The 22,816-nt window shown below is 57.9% G+C and carries 27 protein-coding genes; 8 read left to right on the top strand and 19 right to left on the bottom strand.

Going from position 1 to position 22,816, the window contains the following annotated elements:
* Positions 1-8 precede the first annotated feature (8 nt).
* The 8 genes from flgH to V6N02_RS07940 are packed head-to-tail and all read right to left on the bottom strand — an operon-like array spanning position 9 to position 4,055.
* On the bottom strand, positions 9-752 hold the full coding sequence (gene flgH, locus V6N02_RS07975; protein ID WP_371224998.1) for a flagellar basal body L-ring protein FlgH: 744 nt from the start codon (positions 750-752) through the stop codon (positions 9-11).
* Positions 749-1,165, bottom strand: a complete 417-nt coding sequence (gene flgA / locus V6N02_RS07970) for a flagellar basal body P-ring formation chaperone FlgA (RefSeq protein WP_371224997.1) — start codon at positions 1,163-1,165, stop codon at positions 749-751. The genes flgH and flgA overlap by 4 nt, the downstream gene beginning before the upstream one ends.
* Complete coding sequence (gene flgG, locus V6N02_RS07965; RefSeq protein WP_371224996.1) at positions 1,165-1,950, bottom strand: flagellar basal-body rod protein FlgG; 786 nt, start codon at positions 1,948-1,950, stop codon at positions 1,165-1,167. Before flgG ends, flgA begins: the two co-directional genes overlap by 1 nt.
* A 19-nt stretch (positions 1,951-1,969) precedes the next feature.
* On the bottom strand, positions 1,970-2,683 hold the full coding sequence (locus V6N02_RS07960; RefSeq protein ID WP_371224995.1) for a flagellar hook-basal body complex protein: 714 nt from the start codon (positions 2,681-2,683) through the stop codon (positions 1,970-1,972).
* A 3-nt stretch (positions 2,684-2,686) separates the two neighbouring features.
* Positions 2,687-2,956 (bottom strand): flagellar biosynthetic protein FliQ, encoded by a 270-nt coding sequence (locus tag V6N02_RS07955; protein ID WP_371224994.1) that lies wholly within the window; start codon positions 2,954-2,956, stop codon positions 2,687-2,689.
* 4 nt (positions 2,957-2,960) lie between these two features.
* Positions 2,961-3,251 (bottom strand): flagellar hook-basal body complex protein FliE, encoded by a 291-nt coding sequence (gene fliE / locus V6N02_RS07950; protein WP_371224993.1) that lies wholly within the window; start codon positions 3,249-3,251, stop codon positions 2,961-2,963.
* A 12-nt stretch (positions 3,252-3,263) separates the two neighbouring features.
* Positions 3,264-3,656, bottom strand: coding sequence for a flagellar basal body rod protein FlgC (flgC, locus tag V6N02_RS07945; protein ID WP_371224992.1), 393 nt, complete (start codon positions 3,654-3,656; stop codon positions 3,264-3,266).
* Between the two features lie 12 nt (positions 3,657-3,668).
* A complete protein-coding gene (locus V6N02_RS07940; RefSeq protein WP_371224991.1) occupies positions 3,669-4,055 on the bottom strand; it encodes a FlgB family protein in 387 nt (128 codons plus the stop codon).
* Between the two features lie 198 nt (positions 4,056-4,253).
* On the opposite strand from V6N02_RS07940, the gene V6N02_RS07935 reads away from it, so the two are divergent.
* Positions 4,254-5,672, top strand: coding sequence for a FliI/YscN family ATPase (locus V6N02_RS07935; RefSeq protein WP_371224990.1), 1,419 nt, complete (start codon positions 4,254-4,256; stop codon positions 5,670-5,672).
* 35 nt (positions 5,673-5,707) lie between these two features.
* On the opposite strand, the gene V6N02_RS07930 is transcribed toward V6N02_RS07935, so the two are convergent.
* The 6 genes from V6N02_RS07930 to V6N02_RS07905 all read right to left on the bottom strand — a co-directional run bounded on the left by V6N02_RS07930 (position 5,708) and on the right by V6N02_RS07905 (position 9,384).
* Complete coding sequence (locus tag V6N02_RS07930; RefSeq protein ID WP_371224989.1) at positions 5,708-6,520, bottom strand: DUF1217 domain-containing protein; 813 nt, start codon at positions 6,518-6,520, stop codon at positions 5,708-5,710.
* A complete protein-coding gene (flbT, locus tag V6N02_RS07925; protein WP_371224988.1) occupies positions 6,517-6,921 on the bottom strand; it encodes a flagellar biosynthesis repressor FlbT in 405 nt (134 codons plus the stop codon). Before flbT ends, V6N02_RS07930 begins: the two co-directional genes overlap by 4 nt.
* Entirely contained in the window at positions 6,918-7,295 is a 378-nt protein-coding gene (gene flaF, locus V6N02_RS07920) for a flagellar biosynthesis regulator FlaF (RefSeq protein WP_371224987.1), read from the bottom strand. Before flaF ends, flbT begins: the two co-directional genes overlap by 4 nt.
* A 79-nt stretch (positions 7,296-7,374) precedes the next feature.
* A complete protein-coding gene (locus V6N02_RS07915; protein WP_371224986.1) occupies positions 7,375-8,589 on the bottom strand; it encodes a flagellin N-terminal helical domain-containing protein in 1,215 nt (404 codons plus the stop codon).
* Positions 8,590-8,795: 206 nt separating this feature from the next.
* A complete protein-coding gene (locus tag V6N02_RS07910; RefSeq protein WP_371224985.1) occupies positions 8,796-9,155 on the bottom strand; it encodes a flagellar protein FlgN in 360 nt (119 codons plus the stop codon).
* Positions 9,148-9,384 (bottom strand): rod-binding protein, encoded by a 237-nt coding sequence (locus V6N02_RS07905; RefSeq protein ID WP_371225276.1) that lies wholly within the window; start codon positions 9,382-9,384, stop codon positions 9,148-9,150. The genes V6N02_RS07910 and V6N02_RS07905 overlap by 8 nt, the downstream gene beginning before the upstream one ends.
* Before the next feature lie 1,443 nt (positions 9,385-10,827).
* Between V6N02_RS07905 and fliK the strand changes: the two genes are divergently transcribed.
* From fliK to V6N02_RS07890, 3 genes are all read left to right on the top strand, one after another.
* The gene (gene fliK, locus V6N02_RS07900; protein WP_371224984.1) at positions 10,828-11,214 is read left to right on the top strand and encodes a flagellar hook-length control protein FliK; all 387 of its coding nucleotides are present in this window, start codon (positions 10,828-10,830) and stop codon (positions 11,212-11,214) included.
* A 12-nt stretch (positions 11,215-11,226) separates the two neighbouring features.
* Positions 11,227-11,898, top strand: coding sequence for a flagellar hook capping FlgD N-terminal domain-containing protein (locus V6N02_RS07895; protein ID WP_371224983.1), 672 nt, complete (start codon positions 11,227-11,229; stop codon positions 11,896-11,898).
* 386 nt (positions 11,899-12,284) lie between these two features.
* On the top strand, positions 12,285-12,542 hold the full coding sequence (locus V6N02_RS07890; protein WP_371224982.1) for a hypothetical protein: 258 nt from the start codon (positions 12,285-12,287) through the stop codon (positions 12,540-12,542).
* A 149-nt stretch (positions 12,543-12,691) separates the two neighbouring features.
* Here V6N02_RS07890 and V6N02_RS07885 read toward each other — a convergent pair whose 3' ends face one another.
* The 4 genes from V6N02_RS07885 to ubiE form a co-directional block, all read right to left on the bottom strand.
* The gene (locus V6N02_RS07885) at positions 12,692-13,375 is read right to left on the bottom strand and encodes a YjbF family lipoprotein (RefSeq protein ID WP_371224981.1); all 684 of its coding nucleotides are present in this window, start codon (positions 13,373-13,375) and stop codon (positions 12,692-12,694) included.
* Positions 13,372-15,486, bottom strand: a complete 2,115-nt coding sequence (locus V6N02_RS07880) for a YjbH domain-containing protein (RefSeq protein WP_371224980.1) — start codon at positions 15,484-15,486, stop codon at positions 13,372-13,374. The genes V6N02_RS07885 and V6N02_RS07880 overlap by 4 nt, the downstream gene beginning before the upstream one ends.
* A 138-nt stretch (positions 15,487-15,624) precedes the next feature.
* A complete protein-coding gene (gene ubiB / locus V6N02_RS07875) occupies positions 15,625-17,157 on the bottom strand; it encodes a 2-polyprenylphenol 6-hydroxylase (RefSeq protein WP_371224979.1) in 1,533 nt (510 codons plus the stop codon).
* Between the two features lie 3 nt (positions 17,158-17,160).
* Positions 17,161-17,904: a bifunctional demethylmenaquinone methyltransferase/2-methoxy-6-polyprenyl-1,4-benzoquinol methylase UbiE gene (ubiE, locus tag V6N02_RS07870; RefSeq protein ID WP_371224978.1), complete on the bottom strand. Its 744-nt coding sequence runs from the start codon at positions 17,902-17,904 to the stop codon at positions 17,161-17,163.
* Between the two features lie 88 nt (positions 17,905-17,992).
* Between ubiE and mutM the strand changes: the two genes are divergently transcribed.
* Together mutM and V6N02_RS07860 are read left to right on the top strand one after the other, a co-directional pair.
* On the top strand, positions 17,993-18,844 hold the full coding sequence (mutM, locus tag V6N02_RS07865) for a bifunctional DNA-formamidopyrimidine glycosylase/DNA-(apurinic or apyrimidinic site) lyase (protein ID WP_371224977.1): 852 nt from the start codon (positions 17,993-17,995) through the stop codon (positions 18,842-18,844).
* 64 nt (positions 18,845-18,908) lie between these two features.
* Positions 18,909-19,685, top strand: coding sequence for an enoyl-CoA hydratase (locus tag V6N02_RS07860; RefSeq protein ID WP_371224976.1), 777 nt, complete (start codon positions 18,909-18,911; stop codon positions 19,683-19,685).
* 115 nt (positions 19,686-19,800) lie between these two features.
* Here V6N02_RS07860 and V6N02_RS07855 read toward each other — a convergent pair whose 3' ends face one another.
* Positions 19,801-20,961, bottom strand: a complete 1,161-nt coding sequence (locus V6N02_RS07855) for a cis-3-hydroxy-L-proline dehydratase (protein ID WP_371224975.1) — start codon at positions 20,959-20,961, stop codon at positions 19,801-19,803.
* A gap of 132 nt (positions 20,962-21,093) precedes the next feature.
* Here V6N02_RS07855 and V6N02_RS07850 point away from each other — a divergent pair, with 132 nt between their 5' ends.
* Both V6N02_RS07850 and V6N02_RS07845 read left to right on the top strand, forming a co-directional pair.
* Entirely contained in the window at positions 21,094-22,377 is a 1,284-nt protein-coding gene (locus V6N02_RS07850; RefSeq protein ID WP_371224974.1) for a nucleotide disphospho-sugar-binding domain-containing protein, read from the top strand.
* Positions 22,374-22,718, top strand: coding sequence for a cupin domain-containing protein (locus V6N02_RS07845; protein ID WP_371224973.1), 345 nt, complete (start codon positions 22,374-22,376; stop codon positions 22,716-22,718). The genes V6N02_RS07850 and V6N02_RS07845 overlap by 4 nt, the downstream gene beginning before the upstream one ends.
* Positions 22,719-22,816: the final 98 nt, after the last annotated feature.

Genomic DNA, 22,816 nt, shown 5'->3' with positions numbered 1-22,816 from the left:
AGGCCCTCTCAGAACGGCAGAATGACATCCAGTATTTGCTGGCCATATCGCGGTTGCTGCACATCTGTAATCTGCCCGCGCCCGCCGTAGGACACCCGGGCCGAGGCGATCTTGTCATAGGTGATCTCGTTCTTGCGCGAGATGTCTTCGGGTCTTACATAGCCGGTCACCAGAAGTTCACGCAGTTCGAAATTCACCCGCACTTCCTGCGAGCCGGAGATTTCCAGAACACCATTGGGCAGCACCTGCATAATCGTGGCAGCCACCCGTAGCTCGAGTTTTTCGGTGCGTTTGACCGAGCCATCGCCGCCCGAGCTGCCCGATGAGTTGACTGAAACCGCCTCGGCCATTGTCGCCCCATCTGGCAAGCTGCCATCGATACGTTGCGGGAGGCCGAACAGCTGCGGCACGCCCATGGTTTCCGACCCGTTGCGTGACCGGTCAGTCGAATTTGAAATCTCGGCTTTCTCGTCGATCTCGATTACGACGGTCAGGATGTCGCCGCGTTGAATCGCTCGCCGATCCCCCAACAAGGATTGCTTGCCGCCGCTCCAAAGCGATGCTGCGTCTACATCGCGCCGCCGTTCAACATTCAGGGGCAAACCCGGATCAAGCATGGCAACCCGTTCGTCGGATTCAAGATTTGGCGTAAAGCTGGGAGGCTTGCCGATATGATCGGCCCTTCCACAAGCGCTGATCGTCAGCACGACGCCAAGGCAAAGCGAGGTCTTCCACATGGTCTTCCCTTTCATTGCGACACCATCACGCGGCCATCGGCCAGTACCAGACCAGTCACCGTGTTGCGCGATGCGAGGTTCATCACCCGCACGTATTCGCCAGCGCCCGCACGCTGCAGGGCGCGGCCTTCGGCGGTGATGGTCAGTCCGCTGGACTTGAAAATGAGCGGCACGATCTGGTTGCGATCCACCACGGCGGGCGGCCCCACATCGCCCTGCCGGATCGGACGGCCAGCATAAAGCGCCACCCGTGATTCCTTGCCGATGATCTGTTCGGGCCTGGTGGCGGCCCCGGGGACGTCCACATCTTTGATCATGATATCCTGCGCGGTCAGAATGCTCTGAGCGCGGATAGTGTGAGCCGCAAACACGGTTTCTGCAGAGGCCGGAGCGGCGAACAGCGCCGCGATGAGGATCAGAGGCCGCATCACCGCACCTGCGTCGTCGCGCCCAGCATCTGGTCAGCGGCCGAGATTACCTTGGAGTTCAGTTCATACCCGCGCTGTGCCTCGATCAGTTCGGTCACTTCGCGCACCGGATCAACCGAGCTGGATTCAAGGAACCCCTGACGTAGCGTGCCCAGCCCATCCTCGCCCGGATCGCCGATCAATGGCTGACCCGAGGCTTCGGTCTCAGTAAACATATTGCTTCCGATCGCCTCCAACCCCTTGGGATTGGTGAAACCGGCCATGGTGAATTGCCCCAAAAGCTGGGCTTCAACCGTATCCTGGAAATAGGCATATACCTCGCCATCGGCATTGATCGAAATGCTGCGTGCATCGTCAGGAATGACAATTTCGGGGGCCACGGCAAATCCGTCAGACGTGACAATCAACCCCTCGGCCGAGCGCTTCAATGCACCGTCGCGTGTGTAAGCCGACTGCCCGGATGGCAGCGTCACCTCAAGATATCCTTTGCCCTCAATCGCCACGTCCAGATCGCCGCCCGTGGCCGAGAGCGAGCCCTGTTGCAAATGCACCGAAATCGCGGAGGGCCGCACGCCAAGACCCAGCTGCACACCGGTGGGCAACACCGTCCCGTCAGAGGCATTTACTGTGCCGGCGCGCGCCAGTTGCTGATAATGCAGGTCGGCAAATTCGGCGCGCCGGGTGTTGTACCCGGTGGTCGACATATTAGCGAGGTTGTTCGAGATCGTCTCGACCCGCATCTGCTGGGCCGCCATTCCTGTAGCTGCAATTTTCAGGGCACGCATGAAGGGCTCCTTCTTTGATTTATTTGATAAATGTTTTCAAAGCGTTACGGATACGTTCATTTTCAGCATCCAGAAAGCTTTGGCCCATCTCGTAGGCGCGCTGCACCTCAATCATCCGGGCGATCTGGCTGACCGGGTCGACATTCGAGCTTTCCAGAAAGCCTTGCATCACGCGGCCTTCGATCACCGGTTCAGTGCCGCCATCGGCGCGAAACATCACACCGTCTTCGCGGATCAAACCCGTCATATCCAACGGCATCACCAACCCTAGCTGACTAATCGGACGGCCCCCGGCGCTAAGCGTACCATCGGCAGCCACCCCCAGATCGGTGGCATCAGGCGGAATGAAAATCGGTGCGCCGCCGGCATCCAGCACGCGAAAACCATCCAGCGTGACCAGATCGCCTTCGGCCGACATCGCGAAACTGCCTGCACGGGTCAGCCTCTCGCCCGCGGGCGTTTCAATGTTGAAGAACCCCTCACCTTCAATCGCGAAATCCAGTTGGCCACCCGTCTGGGTCAACCCGCCCTGGATCATCGACGTGTTACGAATATTGGCGGTAGCCATCGAGATCGACGGGCCCCCTTCAGTCCGCCGAACATATTCGCCGAAGATCAACCCTTCCTGCCGGTATCCGGTGGTGGCCGAGTTGGCGATGTTATTGGCCACCGCCTGCATCTCGCGCATCAATCCGGTCTGCCGTGTCAGGGTTGTGTAGCTGGTGTTTTCCATGACCTACCCCCCCACGATCAGCGGGATCAGGCGCGTTTGAAAAAACGAGACCAGTGTTTGCGTCATGAACCCCATTGTCAGCCAGAAGACGAGGACAATCGCCGCCAGTTTCGGCACGAAGGTCAGCGTCAATTCCTGGATCGAAGTGAGGGCCTGAAACAGCCCCACCGTCACGCCCGCCAACAGCGCCATGCTGAGGATGGGAAGCGAAATCATCACTGCAATCCAAAGCCCCTGGCGCAATGTATCAAAGAAAACCACTTGATCCTGCATCGGCTTACACCGGCATCCGCAGGATTTCCTGATAGGCTTCGACCACCTTGTCACGCACGGTCACGGCGGTTTCGACCGCCAGTTCCGTTTGCGCCAGCGCGTGGACCAGTGAATGCGGATCGGCGTCACCGGTCATCGCAGCCTTTGCCGTGGCCTCGCCATTTTTCAGCGTGGCGGCAAAATCCTTGGCCAACCCGGTAAAGGCGTCGGCTGCGCCGCCCGCGTCGGCCTTTGGCTCGGTTGCGGGGCGGGCTGCTGCGTACTTCTGTACGGCGTTAAGGGAACTGATTTCCATTCTGGAACTCCTTTATTTACGTAGCAATTCATTCAGGCTTGATGACATCTGCCGGGTTTGGTCGAACATCTTCAGGTTCGCCTCGTAACTGCGTTGCGCCTCGCGGGCGTCGGCAATTTCAATGATCAGATTGACGTTGGACCCAAGGTAGTGACCGGTGTCATCGGCCATGGGATGGCCCGGGTCATAGATCTGTGTCAGATCGCTTTGATCCAGCCGCACGCGTCCGGTTTCAACCAGGCCCGATGTTCCCGACCCACCAAATTCGGCTTCAAATGGGATCGTCTTGCGGCGATAGCCCGGCGTGTCGGCATTGGCGATGTTCTCTGACACATGGCGCAGCCGCTGTGCCTGAGCCTTTAGCCCGCTGGATGTCACCGCAAGGGCGTTTTGAAATTCACTCATACCGCGTCCTCCTTATGGTCGGCCGATGGCCGTGCGCAGCACGCCAAGGGAAGTTTTATAGATAGAAAGAGCGCGGTCATGCTGCCGCTTGGCATTCACTGCATGCATCATTTCGATTTCGAGTGAGACAGAGTTGCCGTTGGGATCACGTTCGCCGTCGCGTTCAAAGATTTCGCCGGCGAAAGTCTGGCCCGATCCGTTCAGGTGAGCGGCCCGCGTCGCTTTCAGCCCGAATTCGGCCGACTCGGATTTCATCAGATCTGTAAAGGGGGTCACATCGCGCGCAACGTAGCCCGGCGTGTCGGCATTGGCCATGTTTTGGGCGCTGAGACCCTGTTTCGTGGCCGCGTGGACAGACATGGCGTGGGCCATGCGGAAAACATCCAGATTTTCAAACATCGGGGCTTCTCCCTCGATCAATGCGTTTGGTGTTGAACCTGCAGCCCGCAGTCAAAGCTGGCGGCGCGCAACGCGTATGTGTTTCGGTGCGTTGCACGAGATCCTGTGACCCAGGTTTTCGTGAAACGCGTTTGCTTCAACCAAGGCTTAACCCTGATTCCTTTAGAAATTGTTTTCAGAAGATGATTGGAGAGTGCGATGATCAAACCGGGTCTGGCCTCGTTGCAGGCAGAGATTGCAACTTTGGAAGCTGTGCGCGTCGTTGGACGGGTTAGCGCTGTTGAGGGCGCGACCTTGCGCATCAGCGGGTTGTCGGCACAGGCCTGCCTGGGGGATCGCATTCGTGTTTACCGACGCGGCGGCGGTCAGTTATCGGGCGAAGTTCTGCAGATGGATCAGGACAGCGTTGTGATGTTGCCCGATGAGGCGGCCCAAGGGGTGGCTTTGGGGGATCGTGCGTCGTTGTCCTCGGCCAGTACAATTGCCCCGGATGACAGTTGGATTGGCCGGATCATCGATCCCTTTGGTCAGCCCTTGGATGGGCGGCCCCTGATGCGTGGTCCCAGCCCACGGTCCTTACGGGCCGATCCCCCCGCCCCTGCACAACGGCGCACATTGGGCGAGCGGCTTGAGACCGGGATGGCAGCGTTTAACACCCTATTGCCAATTGTGCGGGGTCAGCGGGTGGGCCTCTTTGCCGGGTCAGGTGTGGGTAAGTCCAGCCTTCTGGGGCATCTGGGCCGGAACATGCAGGCCGATGTGGTGGTGTTCGCCCTGATCGGTGAGCGTGGGCGAGAGCTTCGTGAATTTGTCGAGCATGTGCTGGGCGAGAAAGGGATGCGACGATCGATCGTCGTGGCGGCCACGTCAGATAAATCGCCCCTGGTGCGCCGCCGCTGCGCCTGGACCGCGATGAGCGTGGCCGAGCATTTCCGCGACCAGGGCAAACATGTCCTGTTTCTGGCCGATTCGGTTACGCGCTTTGCCGAGGCGCATCGCGAAGTGGCCACCGCATCGGGTGAATTGCCCGCTTTGCGCGGTTTTCCGGCCTCAACGGCACATATGATCATGTCGCTTTGCGAACGGGCGGGCCCGGGTGAGAATGGTCAAGGGGATATCACCGCGTTGCTCAGCGTGTTGGTAGCCGGATCTGACATGGAAGAACCAGTTGCAGATATTTTGCGCGGTGTTCTGGATGGGCATGTGGTGCTGGATCGTACGATTGCTGAACGCGGGCGATACCCCGCGATTGATTTACTACGCTCGGTCTCGCGCAGCCTGCCTGCGGCGGCCTCCGAGGCGGAAAACACGATGATCGGGCAGGCGCGGGCATTGTTGGGCGCTTATGCCCGGTCCGAAACAATGGTTAAAGCAGGGCTATATGCCGAAGGCAGCGATCCGCAGTTGGACCAGGCCCTGAAAGTCTGGCCCGAACTGGATGCCTATCTCGCCGAGGTCGAGACGCAATCCGTTCAGAACAGTTTTGACAAACTGGGTCTGATCCTGCGGCGGGCGACGGCGACGGGCGGCGCGATTGCGACCGCGCCCAAGGCCGCCCAGACACGTGCAACCACATCAGGCAAAACCGCGGCCAGACCTTCGGTCGCGCAGGTTTGAGCCTGATAAGTCAGCGTGGCCTGTCTGTCGCCTGATCAGAAAGCACTGTTTAAGGGCTGCGCAGATTGCAGGATGCTCAATGCGATCGAGCCTGTGGACAGGGACTCGCTGGCAGATATCTGATCACGCAACACAAAGCGTTCGACCAGATCATCCAGAACCTCAGGATCTTTCAGACCCGCGAGGCTGGACAAGCCCAACTGACTGGACGCGCGCGATTTGAACTCGTCCAGCTGCCGATCCAGATCCAGTTGCCCAAAGCCGCTTGGCAGGCCCAGAACAGTCTCAAACACTTGCCGCAGCGGCTGCACCCCCATGATGTTGAACCACTTGGTGTTTTCCGTATCATCGCGACCCGCGATTTCGACCAGTTCGCGCTTGGCGTTCAAAGCCAGCCGCATGGTTTGATCCTGCTCGCCCACGGCCGCCTCGAATGAACGACGCCGATAGAGGGCATTGATTTCATCGGCAAAACCTTCCCGGCCGGTCCGCATGCCGGTGAAATCTCCGAATCCAAAGGCCTGAGACAATTGCCGATACCGGTCATCTGACAGCCGGTTGGCCAATGCATTGTCATCAATGGTGCCTTCTTCCAGCACTTTCTGAATCAGGGCCTTGCTGTTGATATCATCCTGCAACCCGAACGCCCCTAACGCCACACGCAGCAGCCGCCGGTCAGAGACAAGCGCCTCGGCACTGTCCACCGACCCAATGTTCTGCGCGAAATAGTCGGTATCGCGGGTCAGCACCGGTGAGCTGTTATACGCCTCAGTCTGACGCGGCAGGGTGTTTTGCAAGAACGTCCAGCCGCTCAGCCCCGAGATTGGAACAACGGGTTGGAAAGTCATTGGATCGGATGCGCCAGAAGACGGGCCTCTCGCGGCAGCAAGGCACGCAATGCTTTGAGGCACTGATAAAACTGACCGTCCAGAAGGGCCGCCGTGGCACGTGCCAAATGGGTCTGGCTATCCGGGTCGGTCAACACCTGGCTCAACTCTTCGATCCGGTGCAACAGGGGATAACGCGCCTCTTCCGGCGCGGAGTCTCCCGACAGAACAAGCTGTGTCGCATAACAGGCCCGGCGCACGGGCGTATTAATTTCATCGGGATGGATTGCATCCCGCAAACGCAGGATGTTGGCGTTAGGCGTCATGATCGACAGGCGGGAACGTCGGTCACCATTTTCGATCACGGCCCCATTCACAAGGACCCGTTCTTTTGGACCCAGCTTCAGAACAAGACCGCTCATGGTTTGGCCCTCTCGTCACGCAAGCCGCGCATCATCGCAGCATTGATGTCGATCAGCGGCTCTACCGAAGCGCCCTGGGTCAACGCCTGACCGCTGCGGAGCCGGGTGAATTCTGCCAGATATACAATCCGGGCCCTTAACTCTTTTGGGAGGGCGTTGCCATCACTACCGACATCTGCCGCCAGCGCGGTCCAAAGGCGTCGGTTGTCGTGGATGGCGCGGGCAAGGTCGGCGAAACCGGATTTGCCTTTCGCTGCACTTGATTTCAGCCTTGATGTGATCTGGGCGAAGGCATCGTATTCGGCACCCCGGTGGGTACGGATGGGTTGCGCACCCTGACCATAGGCGTTCTGCGCTTGACGTATCGCGTTCATTTTGCGTCCTTAGATTTCTGTTGCTGCTCTGCCTTGAGAAATGCCAGGGGCGCAAACGATGCGCCCCTGACCAGTGTTGTTAGCCTCTGAACAACGACAGGATGGTTTGCGGCGACTGGTTGGCAATCGACAAGGATTGCACGGCCAGCTGCTGCTGCACCTGAAGCGCCTGCAAGCGGGCCGAAGCCTCTTCCATGTTGGCATCAACCAGAGCACCGATACCCGCGGTGAACGAATCCGTCAGGTTCGAGATGAAGGTCGCCTGTGTCTCAATCCGCCCTTCGGCCGAGCCAAACGCAGCCGTGGCGTCGATCGCGGTGTTGATCAGCGTTTCGATCGTACCCAGCGCAGCGGTTGCCCCAGCGCTTGACGATACATCAATTCCGGTCATGGCGCCCAGACCACCCGATCCGGCGTTTGAGAACTGCCCCGAGACAAATAAGGAGTCAGAGCCTGTATTGGTGATCACAAGGGTGCCCGCATTCGCGATATTGTAATCCACGGTGACGTCAGCACCGCTTGCCTCAATCGCAGATTTCAGACCGACGGCGATGATGTCCTCGACCGATGTACTGGCCACATCCGCAGCCGTCACGGTGTAGGATACTTCGGTATCACCCAAAGTCATCGAGATCTTGTCGCCTGCGACATACGTCGGATCAACGATGACCACAGTTCCGGCCACGTCCGTACCACCTGTGGCATCAAGCGCGAACCCGAAGGCATCGTCGTCATCCACGGCCAGTCCATCCGAACCGGTGAACGCCGCCTTGGCGACATATCCACCCGACGAAAGGTCTTGCCCCGCGACAGTAATCGACGCGGCCGATACGTTGCCCGACGCGTCGCGATCCAGAGACGACAGGATGCTTGCGGATGGCGTGCTGCCATCGATCAGGTTGAGGCCGTTGAACTGCGCTGCCGAGATGATCGAATTGATCTGGTTTTTCAGGGCTGTGACATCGTCATTGATCTTAGTCCGATCAACGTTGTCTTCCTGCGCGGCGACGATCTTGCCCTTCATATCGGTCAGCAGGTCGGTAATGGCATCAGACGCCTGACGGGCCACGGCAACCGTTGATTGGCCCAATGAAAGACTGTCCGAAATGGCCTTGAAGCCGTTGGAGTCCGATTCCATCACTTTTGAAATCGCCCAGATCGCCGAGTTATCCTTGGCCGAGGCCACTTTTTTACCGGTTGAGATCATGGTCTGCGTGTCGGCCAGGTTCATGTTGACCGATTTCAGGGTTTGCAGCGCCACCATTGCGCTGGTGTTTGTCAGAATGCTGGACATAGCATTTTCCTTTAGCTTACGGCGCTTTTGCGCCTGTTTGCACATCCCGCCCCGTAAGGACGGCCTAAGCTGTTGTTCTAACGAGTACAGCGGGCCTGAACCCTGCTGTGCCACCCGATCCGGATGCCCGCTTAACATGCTCGTGCAAGTGCTAATGGAGTGCTAAATGTTCTCCCTCATGTGCTTGGTATTTGAAACAAATCTGGTCAGGCTCGTTTTTCCATACGGTGCTCAACCTCGCCCTGAATGGTGTGCTTCTGCCCTTGGGCATCATAGGTTTCCAGCGATCGGCGAATTCTGCGCAGCGCGGCCAAGCGGGTTGCGACCTTTCGAATGCCTTGCAAGGCACCGTCCAGCAGAACCTGATTGCGCGCCACCTTGGCTTGCAGGTCTTTCAGCTGCTCCTGACTGGTCGGGGCAACCGCATTCAACGCATCAATCAGGCTCTCTTTTTGCAGCGCTATCTGGGCGACCTGCTCAAGGTCACCACTCAGCAATGCCAATCGCTCCTGATCCAGCAGACTGTCCAGATCGTCAATCAACTCCTGGGGGGTCGTGTCAGTCATCTATTTTCTCCACCAATGCATTGTAAAACACCTCGGCCAGCCCGACACCGCCGCGCTTGACCATCTCGCTGGCCAGGGCGTCACGCTGAAACGAGGCGAACTGATCCTCACCAACTCCGCCACCAAACTCATGGCTTTGCGCACCTAACCCTGCGGATTTCAGCATTTCGGACAGAAAGGTGGCCTCAAGTTTTTCTGCCACCTCGCGGACGGTTTCGTGTGGGACCATCCGCGCGGTGCCACCGGGCGGAGGCTGAATAGGTAAATAATCTGTCACGGGAATACCTCGAATTGCTGGGACTACGTGTCATTTGACCTCAGAGCGGTAAAGATGCGGTAACCAAAATCTGGGATTGTCGTCCAAACGGAAGAATTCCCGGAGGCAGACATGCTGCAATTCCAAATTGGCCAGATCATTGGTCTTCAATCTGGCGAGGCAGAGAACAGGGCCGGTCGCTCTGAAGACACCGAAACAACCGAGACGCGAGCTAAATTGGCCACATTTCTCGAGGTTCTCACCGATACAGCACCGGATGCGGACCATGATGAAACTCCGGAAGCAGTTGTTTCTGACCCCGAGCCGTCAATTGAACAGGATTCTGTGACACCCGATGCCGATACTCTCGCAGAAGACGTGGGTCTGGGCGCGTTTTCAGAGCAGGGGGCGTCTCCCGAAATGTCAGATGCTCCGGTCTCCGCGCCCATAACATCTCCATACGCGGCGGGCCGCGCGCGCACTGACATGCCCACGAATTCTCCGGGGCAAAGCGCCCGCCCAGCAGTGCCCGGACTGGCCATTCCTGACGCGAACCGACCTCTCGAGGAGTTGACGCCGGATACCGCAACAGAAAACCGCTCACGACTGACGACCGGACCGCAAACACCTAGCGCGACGCTGGAAGACGGGCGGATCGGCAAGGTCAACCCGCGTGTCGTGACCACTCGGGACCTCGCAACGATCACGCCAACTGCGGTTCATCGGACAGGAGTTGAAGGTATGGCGGCCCTTTCACCGGTGGACGCCACACCAAATAGAAACGTTCAAGCCGTTGAACACTTTTCCATCACGTCAGTGCCCGCTGCTGACCCAACACAGGCCGGCGTCGGATTTGTCGCACGAACACGGGGGGCACCAATGCCTCTGATGCATAACGCCGTTTCAGACAGTGCGGAAAAGCCCGCTTCCGCACATATCCCAACCGGGCCTGACACACCTGGGGCATCCGCCGCCAATTCTCCCCGATCGCTGATCATCGGAGCGCCCGAAGCGACACCAGCGCCGGATCCGGTCAAAGCGCAAACGGCAGACTTACCAGCCGGGCACGGCCAACTTCGACAACCTCAGCCCATCGTGCAGACAGCATCCTTGACCCCGCATGCCGCAGGTCGCAGGGATGATGGGAGGACTGTGCGGGGCAAAACCGAGACCCCGGCCCCGACTGTTATCCACCCAGCGAACCGACAAACAGTCACAGCAGGCGCGCAGCCTACCATGGCCTTGCCGGTAAAAGCCTTGCCCGAGACATTCGACGTGATTTCGCGTCAGTCATTCGCCCTGTATGCGGATGCAGTTCCGGATCTTCGCGGAAGCTCTGATCCGACCTCCTTACTCCGCACTTCACCTGATGGACCCCTCGCACGTGCCGATCTGCCTCGCCATATCTCGGCACAAATGTCCGAAGCCCTTCAGCGCGGTGGATCGCGTCCGGTAGAACTGCATCTCAACCCCGCCGAACTGGGGCGCGTGAAGATGAGTGTTCAGACCGTGGATGGATCGGTGATCGTGCATGTGTTCGCAGATCGCCCAGAGACACTCGACCTGATGCGCCGTCATGTCGATCTTCTGGCCAATGATTTCCGCGCCATCGGTTATGGCAAGGCCGAGTTCTCGTTCGCGCAACAAGGATCGGGCGAGGGTGGCGGGGCGTTCGACACCGCAGATGACGGACACCGCGCTCAACGGTCCGATGCGGAAAGTGATACGCAACACGCTACCGATGATATCGGAACTGCGACCCCGGCAATGCATGTTTCCGACCGTGTCGACATACGCATTTGAAAGGAAGATATCATGGAAATTGCACCTAGTTTTCAATCAAGTACAGCTGCTTCTGACGCAAGCCCTGGCGTGTCCCAAAACGGGTCCGCCCTCAGCTCGGATTTTGAAACCTTCATCAAAATGCTGACCGTACAAATGCAGAATCAGGATCCTCTTAACCCCATCGAATCGGCAGATTTCGCCGTGCAGCTCGCGACCTTCTCGACCGTCGAGCAGCAAGTCCAGACCAATGTCTTGCTGGCCGATCTTGGCAACCAGATCGGCGCGCTTAGCGTGGCACAACTCTCGGGATGGGTGGGGATGGACGCTCGTGTCGAGATGGCCGTTGAATTCGTCGATGACCCCGTAACAGTGACGTTGCGAAACAGCGATCTTGCCGATTCTGCACAGCTGGTTGTTCGCAACGCACAAGGAAACGAGATTCAACGTCTGGATGTGCCAGTGGAGGATAGCGACTATGTCTGGACCGGGACTGACAGTTTTGGGGATCCGCTTCCGGCGGGCACCTACATCATCACCACTGAATCGTTTTCTCAAGGCGAATTGATCGCGGCCAATCCGGTTGAGGTTCATGGCCGAATTGTCGAAGCGCGAAATGACAACGGGCAGCCGGTTCTGGTGTTGGAAGGAGGCCAGGAGGTCGGTGCCGGCCAGATTCTCGGATTGCGCGAGCCGTCTGATTGATCAAGCCTTTGATCGTTTTGGAGCAGAGAGCTTGATTCGTCGCTTCAACCTCGTCCCAGGATCGCTCAATTCGTCATCTGAGCGCTGGCTGGATAAGCACTTGGGAAATGGCCTTGGTATCGATTAGTTCAAAGTATTGAAAAGAAAATATGCTGCTTTGCAGCAAGTCGGATGACCGCCGAAGAGGGCAATGAAATACAAGAATTTAAAAAATGGTTTTAGAACAGAGCATTAACACATGTGTGGCAAAATTGCGCGAATGCTCGCCGATTGAACTGGGCAAGACAAAACCGGGTTTAAAAGCGGTGTAGCTTGTGCAATCATCGTTGTGATGGGTCTTTGGTGAGATTATTACGAATCTCAGAACACTGGTTTGGAGAATGTTTATGAAAAAGTTCACGACACTTGCAGCAGTAGCTGCGCTGGCAGTCACGTCCGCAACTTCGGCCATGGCCGGTTCGCCTGTTGCTGCTGAGGATGATCCCTATATCGAACCCGTAGTTCCCGTTGGCAGCAGCGCTGGCAGCTTGGGTGGTGGTGCTGGACTGGTGATCGCAGGTGTTGCAGCCGCAGCTCTGATCGGTTTGGCATTGGCTGACAGCGACAGCTCTGGCACGACAGCCGCATCAGTCTCACAACGATAGGAACGCCGTAGTTTGCTTTGACCGTCGGTTTGTGCGGTCAGACGGGCAGACAATCGTGGAATTAGAGAAGCCCGATCTTTTGATCGGGCTTTTTTCTTTTTGTGGGCAATCCCGCTGTCGGAAAAAAGCAGACGCAACTACAGATTGTCTCAGCGCAGTTGCTGCACCACTGTCACTCCGTAGAAATCATTGAGCCATTGAACAGATTGCAACACCCTGCCGGAACTATCTACGCTATAGATATTGCTGAAGTTCACGCCACCACCTGTCTGGCAGCGCTCGATCATCTGAACGGCCATACGATCAATTTCACCCACCTGAACCCGGGTTGTTTCTCCGCGCGTGATGGTACAAGTGGCCTGCACGGCGACGATAAGATTCTCACCGTCCAGATAGCGCTGCACGCGATTGGCGGTTCCCGACTGACGGGCCGAGATCAAAGAAAGCGACTGACCGACATCCGATGACATCAGATCATTGCGCAAGCCGCGCGTGGCCGTGATCGTGCCGTTCAGGGTGGTGATACTGCGCCGCTCGCCGCTGCCCCAACTGGTCCAGGTGCGGTAACTACCGTTGGTTTCGATCTGCCGCAAAACCACATTGTTCTTTGTCTTCTCGAACGTGGCCAGCGCCAGTGGCCCATCCAGAACATTCAAGGCTTCGGCCACCGAGGCCGCGACCTGTTGAGGGTCCTGCACCGCGGGCGCTGCCTTTGGCGCGACAAGCGCCTTGGCGACAGTCAGCGATGTCACGTCAGAACGTCCGCTGGAACAGCCCGCCAGGCCAAGCCCGGCAATCAGAGCCATTGTGAGAGGTAAGGATTTCACGCTCATCTCCAGAATTTCCCCCAGCTTTTGGCAATTTCCGGCTGATGGGAACTGCGTATCGTCTCGTAAAGACGTCCCTCCACTTCCAAACGCGCGCCGCCATCGCGGGTCAGGGGGCGCAATGTCATACTGGCGGACTTTTGCGTTGGCTTGCCCAATGCCCAGGACAACGGCACAGTCAGGCGGATGCCCTTGTCGAACGAACCTTCCCCGAACTGGGTCGACGAAACATCGGTCTTCGTCATGAAGGCGCCGACCTTCCAGCCATTGGCAAATTCGCGATCAAGCGCAATCGTGGCGCCCCAGTCACCGGCCAGGTACCGTCCGACATCCAACTGGGTATGAAAGCCATTGCCAAGATCGTAGTAGGCCGAGATATGTCCACTGGCACGCGGGATCACACCGCCCGGCGTGGTGCGGGACCGCAGGCCAAACAACTGATCAAAATCCCTCGGTTCGACGTAGTTGGCTTCAATACCAATGGCCAGACGGCTGTCGACCGGTTTCCACAACAATTCGCCCGAGGCGCCGGCATACATGCTTTCGAGGTACCCAACAGTCACCCGCCCATAGATATTCTCGGCCGGGCGGAAATACTTGGCCAAAGTCAGACGATCAATGACCGGATCTTCTTCCTTCAGAAACTGCGCCACGTTTGAACGTACATGCGGGATTATCGAATTACTGGTGCGGGTGATATTATCCAGGTTGCCCGCGACCTTGGCCGATACCGACCCTGATGCTATCCAACCACGTCCAAAATCCACATCCGCCTTGGCCCGCACACCGATATCGGCGCGCACCGGGTTATCGGGATCAAAGAAGCTGGTTCGCAGATAAGGACCAAGGGACCAGTTGAAGATTGGATAGAGGCCGGGAAGTGGGTCAGGATAATCCGAAAAGCTTAGCGGATCGCTGAACGTTGCCGCGGCCAAGGCTTCTGAGGCCGGCGCATTTTCAAGCTGCTCCAGATCACTACGGTTGAAGGTGATTGTGCTGGCAGGCATCCCCTGACTTACCAAAGTCACCCTCATCGTTTCAATCGAGTCAGGCAAGGTCCGGCTGAGAACACGCAGGCTGCGCCCCAAGGCCTGAGAGCGCGCATCATAGGTCGTGTTTCGAATGCGGATATGTGCTGTCGTGCCGCTCAGCTGCACGCCGTCCAGATCCAGCCCTTCTTTGTCCAGCCGTCGATTGACGGCATTGGTGATCTCGACAGTGTTTTGCGAGTCCATCGTCCAGCCCAGATCACGGGCTGACGCGGCGGGACGTACGGCAACAGGCACCGGGGCCAATTCCGTTCCACCAGGTGCCGCAGCTATCTTGGGATTCAGCGTCAGGTTCACCCGGGCGCCGAATTCACTGCCATGCAGCGCATAGGCACTGATAAAGACATCCTCGCGGGCTTTGTAGGTCAGTCCGAAATTCCACGGCGTCTTGCGCTCAAAAATACCGGCGGCCACTTCCTGATCGTAAGCATCTGAAGAATACTCTGCCGCAAAGCTCAGCCTTTCGGTAAGGTCATAGCTAGCCCCGCCAAAGAAGGAGTAATCTCCCCGGAACCAGTCATCGGTGGAAAAGTCACCCCCCGTTGACATAGGATCAAAACCGGGGCGCGTACCGGTCGAACCAAAGCTGTTATAGCTGCCAAACCGGCCCCACCCGACCCCGCCGGTCACCCGCAGACGATCACCGATGGATTTGGTCGCGACGATATACTCGCCACCCAGAACGCCTGTACCGATGAAATCCTGCAACCCGATGGCGACAGCTGGGGTGTAGGTTGTTTCGTTAAACAGGCGGAACCGAAGATCGAAGCTGCGATCATAAAAGGTTGAAAACTGCGGCGTCAGGTCATCTGTGCCAGAGTAGCGGAAACTACCGGTCAGTCGCGGCAGCAACTGAAAGGTCAGCGTGGTTTTGCTGGCGCCTTCATAGTAGGCGATCGTGGTGGACAGCTGACCATCTGGGGCCATTTCGGCGGTGGGCAGGTCAATCAGGCCACCCGGTGTCCCGTAAGTGGAAGTCTGCTTGGTCACCAGGTTTTCAGGGGTGGCCGCAACCGGCCATGTCAGGGCGAGGGCAATCGTCGCGATTTTGGTTGTCTTATCGATCACGCGCATAGCCCTCAAACCAGTCTGAAATCTGATCAGAGTTTATCCAACTCATAGCTTTACGACAACGTTGTGTTCCGCCAATCTGCGACTTCCCGCATGCTGTTACAAATTGGCTACGATTGCAGGCGGTTACAGCAATTAGATTGCCATCTGGACAAGGGCAAAGATACCGCTTCCCAATACCAAACCAAGCCCAACCCATAAGGCCGCCGACTTAGCACTGTTAGAGCGTGGCGGCTCAGGCGGAGCGGATTGCCGGATCAGCGCTGCTTCCACCAATCCCGGCAGGCGCGGCCCATACCGGCCCAGTACTGTCAGTGTCTTGCCCAGATCGCGCAGAGCGGCGGCGGGGCCGATGCTTTGCTTGATATAGCTTTCGACCACAGGTTTGGCGACGGTCCAGATGTTGATATCCGGACTGAGCGAGCGCGCGACACCCTCGACCACCACCATCGTGCGCTGCAACAGGATCAGTTCAGTCCGGGTTTCCATGCCGAACCGCTCGGTCACCTCGAACAGATAGCTCAGCAGGCTGCCCATACTGATCTTGCTGGCATCCATTCCGAAAATCGGCTCACCCACCGCCCTGAGCGCGCGGGCAAATTCATCGACATCACGGTCGGCGGGCACATATCCGGCCTCGAAATGCACCTCGGCCACACGCCGGTAATCACGTCGGATGAAGCCATAGAGGATCTCGGCATAGACCCGGCGGGTATATTCATCGATATGGCCCATGATGCCAAAATCATAGGCGATGATATCCCCGTTCGCCGCGACCTTGAGGTTGCCCTGATGCATATCTGCGTGGAAGAACCCGTCGCGCAGCGCGTGGCTGAGGAACAGTTGCAAGACCCGCTCACCTAGCAACACCCGGTCGTGACCTGCCGCATCAAGCGCGTCATTGTCCCCCATTGGCACGCCGTCCGCCCATCCCATGGTCAGTACACGGCGGCTGGATAGAGGCCAGTGGATGTCGGGCAGTTGGAAACCACTATCGCCATCTATGTTGGCGGCAAACTCGCTGGCGGATGACGCCTCAAGCCGCAGGTCCAATTCACCCATCACCACGCCTTCAAAATGCGCGATCACATCTGTGGGGCGCAGGCGGCGAGAGGACGGCGAGAGAAACTCGATCATCTTCGCGACAAAGTAGAAGGCGTCGATATCCTTGCGGAACGCTTTCTCGATTCCCGGGCGGAGAACCTTGACCGCAACCGCCTCACCCGTACTGCGCAGCTGCGCCTTGTGGACTTGCGCTATCGAAGCGGCGGCCACTGGCGGGCTGAAATCGTCGAACATGTTCTCGACAGGCTGGCCCAACTCTTGGGCAACGGCCTCTTTGGCCACCTCGGTATCAAACGGCGGCAGTTTGTCTTGCAAAACGCGTAGCTGCGTGGCCAGTTCAGATCCCACCAGATCAGGCCGTGTCGACAGGATTTGACCGAACTTGATATAGGCAGGCCCCAGCGCCTGAAGCGCGCGCACCGCCGGGGGTTTGGTTTTGTCACCGCGCGCGCCCAGCCATTGAAAAGGCCAAGCCAGAAACCGCATCGCCGCACGCACCTGCGGCGGGGCGTCCATGGCATCCATGATCAACCCCATGGCACCCGTGCGTTCCAGCGTGGCGCCTGTGCGGATCAGGCGCAGAATGTTATGCGGACCGCGCATGGGTTAGAGTTTCCAGCCCGAATGCAGACAGGCGATGCCCATGCTGAGATTGCGGTACTTGGCGTTCTCGAATCCGGCCGCTTTCACCATTCCAAGGAAAGTCTCCTGATCCGGGAAGTTCCGAATGGATTCAACAAGGTACTGATAGCTGTCACGATCCCCGGCAATCACCTGCCCCAGCTGGGGAATGATGTTGAAGCTGTAGAGGTCGTAGACCTTTTGCATCAGGTCATTGGGAATCTGGCTGAACTCCAGCACCATCAGCCGGCCACCGGGCCGCAACACACGAAACGCTTCGTTCAGCGCTTCTTGGGGGCGGGTGACATTCCGGATACCAAAGCTGATCGTGTAGACGTCAAAGCTGTTGTCTTCGAACGGCAATGCCATCGCATCGCCAACAATCCAATCCAGGCTATCGGCCATCTGTGCCGCTTCGGCCCGCTTGCGCCCTTCAACCAGCATGGGTTCGGTCAGGTCCAAAACAGTCGCATGCCCCGATCCGGCACGTTTGAGAAACCGAAACGAGATATCACCGGTGCCCCCCGCCACATCGAGCAGTTTCTGCCCCGGGCGCGGCGCCAGCCAATCCATCATCGCGTCTTTCCAGAGGCGGTGGATGCCCATGCTCATCGCGTCGTTCATGATGTCATATTTCGACGCCACATCGCCAAACAGGCTGCGTACCTTGCCTGCTTTCTCCGATTCGAAGACCGTCTGTGATCCAAAATGCGTTGTTTTCTCGGTCATGGGCCTTGCCGTTTGTCGCTCTCGCCTTTCTTATAGGCCGCTGGGGGGCGGATACAATGCGCCCCTTTCGCCGCAGGAGGGGAAGCTGATGCCCGAATTGCCCGAGGTTGAAACCGTGCGCCGTGGCCTGACCCCCGCAATGGAGGGACAGGTGATTGCGCGTGCGGATGTGAACCGCCCCGATCTGCGCTGGCCATTTCCCGAAAACATGGCCAACCGGCTGACCGGGCAGACCGTTCTGAGGCTGCGTCGTCGCTCCAAATACATCCTGGCCGACTTAGGCTCGGGCGAGACTCTGTTGATCCATCTGGGCATGTCGGGCCGGATGCTGATTTCGGGTGATCCACTGGGGCAATTCGTACACGAACACCCCGCGCCTGAAAAACATGACCATGTCGTGCTTCACATGGACAATGGTGCGCGCATTACCTTTAACGATCCGCGCCGCTTTGGCGCGATGGACCTGATGGAGACCGCCACGGCCGAGACCCATCCACTGTTGGCCAAGATCGGGCCCGAACCGCTCGGCAACGCCTTTAACGAGGAGCACCTGATCACTGCGCTCAGAGGGCGCAACACGCCGATCAAATCCGCGCTGCTGGATCAGCGAATCGTTGCAGGGCTGGGCAACATCTATGTCTGCGAGGCGCTGTTTCGCGCGCATGTTTCACCCAAGCGTAAAGCCGGGCGCATTTCCGCCACCCGCATCGGTGCGCTTGTTCCGATCATCCGCGATGTCCTGTCCGAGGCGATTGAGGCGGGCGGGTCATCCTTACGTGATTTCCGGCAAGCCGATGGAGAACTTGGATATTTCCAGCATCGCTTTGATGTTTATGGCCGCGAAGGTGAAGCGTGCCGCACCCCGGATTGTACCGACACAATTGCGCGGGTGGTGCAATCGGGCCGGTCGTCCTTCTATTGTCCAAACTGTCAAAGATAGGTTGATCCGGGCCGCCACAATGGTATTGAGTCCTTTCGGATAGAAACAAGCGAAAGCAGTTTTCATGGCCTTTGAGACGATCATCGTCGAAGTAGAAGACCACGTCGCCCTCATTACCCTTAACCGCCCCGACGCAATGAACGCCCTCAATCAGCAATTGCTGTCTGAGTTGGCGCAGGCGCTGGGTGAGGCGCAGGAGAATGACAAGGTGCGTTGCATCATCATCACCGGTTCGGAAAAGGCATTTGCCGCCGGGGCTGACATCAAGATGATGAGCGAACAAAGTTTTGTCGACGTGTTCAGCGGCGATCTCTTCGCCGATGAATCGAATGCGATCATGCGCATCCGCAAGCCGATCATCGCGGCCGTGTCCGGTTACGCGCTGGGCGGTGGGTGCGAATTGGCGATGATGTGCGATTTCATAATCTGTTCGGATACCGCCAAGTTCGGCCAGCCCGAGATCAACCTTGGCGTTGTCGCTGGGATGGGTGGCTCGCAGCGGCTGACCCGGTTCGTGGGCAAATCCAAAGCGATGGACATGAACCTGACCGGGCGTTTCATGGACGCCGAAGAGGCCGAACGCTCAGGGCTGGTGTCGCGCGTTGTGCCCGTCAAAAAGCTGATGGAAGAGGCGAACGCCTGCGCCCAGAAGATCGCCGAGAAGTCGATGATCACCACCATGGTCGTCAAAGAGGCGGTGAACCGGTCTTACGAGACCACGCTGGCCGAGGGTCTGCTCTACGAGCGCCGCGTCTTTAACGCGCTGTTTGCAACCGAGGATCAGAAAGAGGGCATGGCCGCCTTCATCGAAAAGCGCGAACCCCAGTTCCGCGACAAGTAAGCTGAAAGTGTTTCGAAATTAACTTGAGACCAAGGTGATTTCGAAACGCCCGCAACAACGATAGGTTCTGTGCGTTTCGAGCAAAACCCCTGAGTCAGGTTTCGAGCAAAACGCTTTAAGCGGTCAGCTCGGCCACGGGCTGACCCAAGCGATCCCAATCTGGCTCCACCCCCAATCCCGGTTCGTGCGATGCGCGCATGAAGCCGTCCTTGATCACCGGGCCACCCTCGGCAATCGGGTAGGTGGCATATTCGTGGAAGGCCGAGGATTGGAAGTGGAAATCGCGCGGGGTCGAATGGGCCAGATGGGCAATTGCCGCATCGCCAATCTCGCCACCCCAGGTGTCTTCGATGGTCATGATGATGCCCAGTTGCAGACAGACATCACGGATCACCCGTGATTTCGTAAGCCCACCCAGGCGGCTGATCTTGAGGTTGATCACGTCCATTGCGCGTTCCTGATAGCCCTGAATGACACGCTGCAGGCTGTCCATGCATTCATCCAGAATCATCGGCTGGCGGAAGTGATCCCGGACGACGCGGCATTCCTCATAACTTTCGCACGGCTGCTCGATATAGAATTCCCGCTCGGCCACGGCCTGTGCCACGCGCACCGCATCATGCTGCCGCCAGCCGCAATTGGCATCTGCGGCGATTTTGTTGCCCGGTGCGCGTTGATCCAGAACCATGTGAATGCGCCGGATATCGGTATCGGCATCCGCGCCTACTTTCATCTGGAATTGTTGAAACCCCTGTTCCTGATAGGCTTGGAACTTTTCCACCATCGCTTCGGGTTCGGCCCGCGAGATGACTTTGAACAGGCGCACATCCTCCTGCATCCGCCCACCCAGAAGATCACAGACCGGTTGCCCCGTGGCTTTGCCCAGAATGTCATGGCACGCGATGTCCACCGCCGATTTCACATAAGGGTGGCCCTTCAAAAGCTGATCCATCAACGCATTGACCTGCCCCAGATTGCGCGGATCAGCCCCCATCAGCCCCGGTGCCATCACCGTGATGCCTGTCCGGGCACCTTCTGCGTAAGCTGGCAGATAGGCAGGCCCCAGCGGGCAAATCTCGCCAACACCCCAAACCCCTTCGTCTGTGTCGATTTTAACCACCGTGCTGTCAAAGGCCGCAAAACTCTGGTTCGACCAGGAATAGGCCCCTTCCTTCATTGGCAGGTCGATCTGGTAAAGACTGATGCGCGTGATCTTCATGGTGTAATGCCCCGGCAATTGATCGGACAAGCTTTGCACCGCGCAGGCGTTCTGCAAAGCCTTGTTACCCGAATCCGTTGAGTTTTTCCGGTTTTGGAGTAGCGTGATCGCACGGATGTCACGATTTGTCGGGCGCAAGCCGGATGATTTGCGAACCCTTGCGCCAGGCACCCAATAGGGAGACACCACATGACCCGGAAAACCATCGCCTTCTTCCCAGAAGCCGCCTTTGGCCCGGCGCTTAATTCTGTGGGCATTGCGCAGGCCTGCGAGAAGCTGGGCCATAAGGCCGTTTTTCTGTCTGACCCCGGCTTTGTCGAGGTTTACGAAGGATATGGGTTTGAAGCCCATCCCGTCGCCCTGTCCGAGCCGATGGAACCCGAGGCAATGGCGAAGTTCTGGGAGGATTTCATCAACGGCCACATCCCCAACTTCAATAAGACGCCGATCGATCAGATCGACAATTACGTCAAGGATTGCTGGGAGGCCATCGTCGACAGCGCGAAATGGGCGCAAAAGGACTTGCCCGGTGTGCTGAACAAAATCCAACCCGATATGATTTGCGTTGACAACGTCATCATGTTCCCGGCGATCAAGCAATTCGGCGTGCCATGGGTGCGCATCATCTCGTGTTCCGAGGCCGAAATTCCTGACCCGAAAGTTCCCCCGCACCTGTCGGGTTGCGGCGCGGATGATGCGGCCTGTCATGCCGCCTATCGCAATCGATTTAACGAGGTGATCAAACCGATCCACGATGATTACAATGCCTTCCTTGGCACCTGTAACGAGGCGCCCTACGAGATTGGCGAGTTCTTCGAGGCGTCTCCCACGATGAATTTCCTGCTCTACCCGGAAGCTTGCAAGTACGACCGGCAGAACCCTCTGGACCCGAACCGGTTCCAGTATCTTGAAGGCTGTGTGCGCGAGGAAGAGCCGTACGAGCTGCCTGTCTTCAAGACGAATAACAACGCTCCGCTTATCTATCTCTCCTTCGGTTCACTTGGCGCGGGCGACACGGGTCTGCTGAAACGCCTGATGAAGACGCTGGGCGGGTTGCCGTACCGCGTTCTGGTCAATGTGGGGGATTACACGGACAGTTATGGCGCCGGCGATGTACCGGACAACTGCCACATCGCCAGCTGGTATCCGCAGCCCTCGGTGATCCCACAAGTCGATGCAGTGATCCATCATGGTGGCAACAATTCGTTCACTGAATGCCTCTACTTTGGCAAGCCGGCGATCATCATGCCCTATGTCTGGGACGGCCATGACAACGCCACGCGGGTCGGCGAAACCGGGCACGGATTTGGATTTCACCGCCACGACTGGACGGATGAGCAGTTGGCCAATGCGCTGCACACCTGTGTGAACGATCCGGCGATGCAGGCGAAACTGGCCAGGACGTCGAGACATATGCAAAGTCAGCATGGCCCGACCAAGGCCGCCGGGATTCTGGACGGACTTCTGACATGACAACACCTGTAATGCACAAACCACTGGAGCAGACCGACCTTGCCGATTGGGGCGCTGTGCCCACGATGATCGAGGGTACGTCACACACGTCAGGCAAATTGCTTCACAAAGGTCCGGATGGCCAATCCGAATGCGGCCTCTGGGTTTGTACGCCCGGCAAGTGGAACTGCCATGTCACCCGGGATGAATTCTGTCATTTCATCGAAGGGCGCTGTACCTATGTTCATGAAAGCGGCGAGGTGATCGAGATCACACCCGACACCGCCGCCTTTTTCCCAGAGGGCTGGACAGGAACCTGCACTGTTCATCAGACAGTCAAGAAGGTCTACATGATCCGCTGACGTGGCGTCAGGAAACTCCTCTGCGCGCTCAACAGGTTACAGTGTTTTTTGGCCTTTCCAAACGCCCGCCGATTGTCTATACGCCAACGCAAGACATG

The sequence above is a fragment of the Roseovarius conchicola genome (assembly GCF_041403425.1).
GTDB classification, from domain to species: domain Bacteria; phylum Pseudomonadota; class Alphaproteobacteria; order Rhodobacterales; family Rhodobacteraceae; genus Roseovarius; species Roseovarius conchicola.
This window is presented reverse-complemented; position numbering and strand designations above follow the sequence as displayed.

What these genes read in the sequence shown, in the direction of transcription:
- flgH (WP_371224998.1), bottom strand. Translation starts at nt 752, where the DNA reads ATGAAAGGGAAGACCATGTGGAAGACCTCGCTTTGCCTTGGCGTCGTG.
- flgA (WP_371224997.1), bottom strand. Translation starts at nt 1,165, where the DNA reads ATGCGGCCTCTGATCCTCATCGCGGCGCTGTTCGCCGCTCCGGCCTCT.
- flgG (WP_371224996.1), bottom strand. Translation starts at nt 1,950, where the DNA reads ATGCGTGCCCTGAAAATTGCAGCTACAGGAATGGCGGCCCAGCAGATG.
- V6N02_RS07960 (WP_371224995.1), bottom strand. Translation starts at nt 2,683, where the DNA reads ATGGAAAACACCAGCTACACAACCCTGACACGGCAGACCGGATTGATG.
- V6N02_RS07955 (WP_371224994.1), bottom strand. Translation starts at nt 2,956, where the DNA reads ATGCAGGATCAAGTGGTTTTCTTTGATACATTGCGCCAGGGGCTTTGG.
- fliE (WP_371224993.1), bottom strand. Translation starts at nt 3,251, where the DNA reads ATGGAAATCAGTTCCCTTAACGCCGTACAGAAGTACGCAGCAGCCCGC.
- flgC (WP_371224992.1), bottom strand. Translation starts at nt 3,656, where the DNA reads ATGAGTGAATTTCAAAACGCCCTTGCGGTGACATCCAGCGGGCTAAAG.
- V6N02_RS07940 (WP_371224991.1), bottom strand. Translation starts at nt 4,055, where the DNA reads ATGTTTGAAAATCTGGATGTTTTCCGCATGGCCCACGCCATGTCTGTC.
- V6N02_RS07935 (WP_371224990.1), top strand. Translation starts at nt 4,254, where the DNA reads ATGATCAAACCGGGTCTGGCCTCGTTGCAGGCAGAGATTGCAACTTTG.
- V6N02_RS07930 (WP_371224989.1), bottom strand. Translation starts at nt 6,520, where the DNA reads ATGACTTTCCAACCCGTTGTTCCAATCTCGGGGCTGAGCGGCTGGACG.
- flbT (WP_371224988.1), bottom strand. Translation starts at nt 6,921, where the DNA reads ATGAGCGGTCTTGTTCTGAAGCTGGGTCCAAAAGAACGGGTCCTTGTG.
- flaF (WP_371224987.1), bottom strand. Translation starts at nt 7,295, where the DNA reads ATGAACGCGATACGTCAAGCGCAGAACGCCTATGGTCAGGGTGCGCAA.
- V6N02_RS07915 (WP_371224986.1), bottom strand. Translation starts at nt 8,589, where the DNA reads ATGTCCAGCATTCTGACAAACACCAGCGCAATGGTGGCGCTGCAAACC.
- V6N02_RS07910 (WP_371224985.1), bottom strand. Translation starts at nt 9,155, where the DNA reads ATGACTGACACGACCCCCCAGGAGTTGATTGACGATCTGGACAGTCTG.
- V6N02_RS07905 (WP_371225276.1), bottom strand. Translation starts at nt 9,384, where the DNA reads ATGGTCCCACACGAAACCGTCCGCGAGGTGGCAGAAAAACTTGAGGCC.
- fliK (WP_371224984.1), top strand. Translation starts at nt 10,828, where the DNA reads ATGTCCGAAGCCCTTCAGCGCGGTGGATCGCGTCCGGTAGAACTGCAT.
- V6N02_RS07895 (WP_371224983.1), top strand. Translation starts at nt 11,227, where the DNA reads ATGGAAATTGCACCTAGTTTTCAATCAAGTACAGCTGCTTCTGACGCA.
- V6N02_RS07890 (WP_371224982.1), top strand. Translation starts at nt 12,285, where the DNA reads ATGAAAAAGTTCACGACACTTGCAGCAGTAGCTGCGCTGGCAGTCACG.
- V6N02_RS07885 (WP_371224981.1), bottom strand. Translation starts at nt 13,375, where the DNA reads ATGAGCGTGAAATCCTTACCTCTCACAATGGCTCTGATTGCCGGGCTT.
- ubiB (WP_371224979.1), bottom strand. Translation starts at nt 17,157, where the DNA reads ATGCGCGGTCCGCATAACATTCTGCGCCTGATCCGCACAGGCGCCACG.
- ubiE (WP_371224978.1), bottom strand. Translation starts at nt 17,904, where the DNA reads ATGACCGAGAAAACAACGCATTTTGGATCACAGACGGTCTTCGAATCG.
- mutM (WP_371224977.1), top strand. Translation starts at nt 17,993, where the DNA reads ATGCCCGAATTGCCCGAGGTTGAAACCGTGCGCCGTGGCCTGACCCCC.
- V6N02_RS07860 (WP_371224976.1), top strand. Translation starts at nt 18,909, where the DNA reads ATGGCCTTTGAGACGATCATCGTCGAAGTAGAAGACCACGTCGCCCTC.
- V6N02_RS07850 (WP_371224974.1), top strand. Translation starts at nt 21,094, where the DNA reads ATGACCCGGAAAACCATCGCCTTCTTCCCAGAAGCCGCCTTTGGCCCG.
- V6N02_RS07845 (WP_371224973.1), top strand. Translation starts at nt 22,374, where the DNA reads ATGACAACACCTGTAATGCACAAACCACTGGAGCAGACCGACCTTGCC.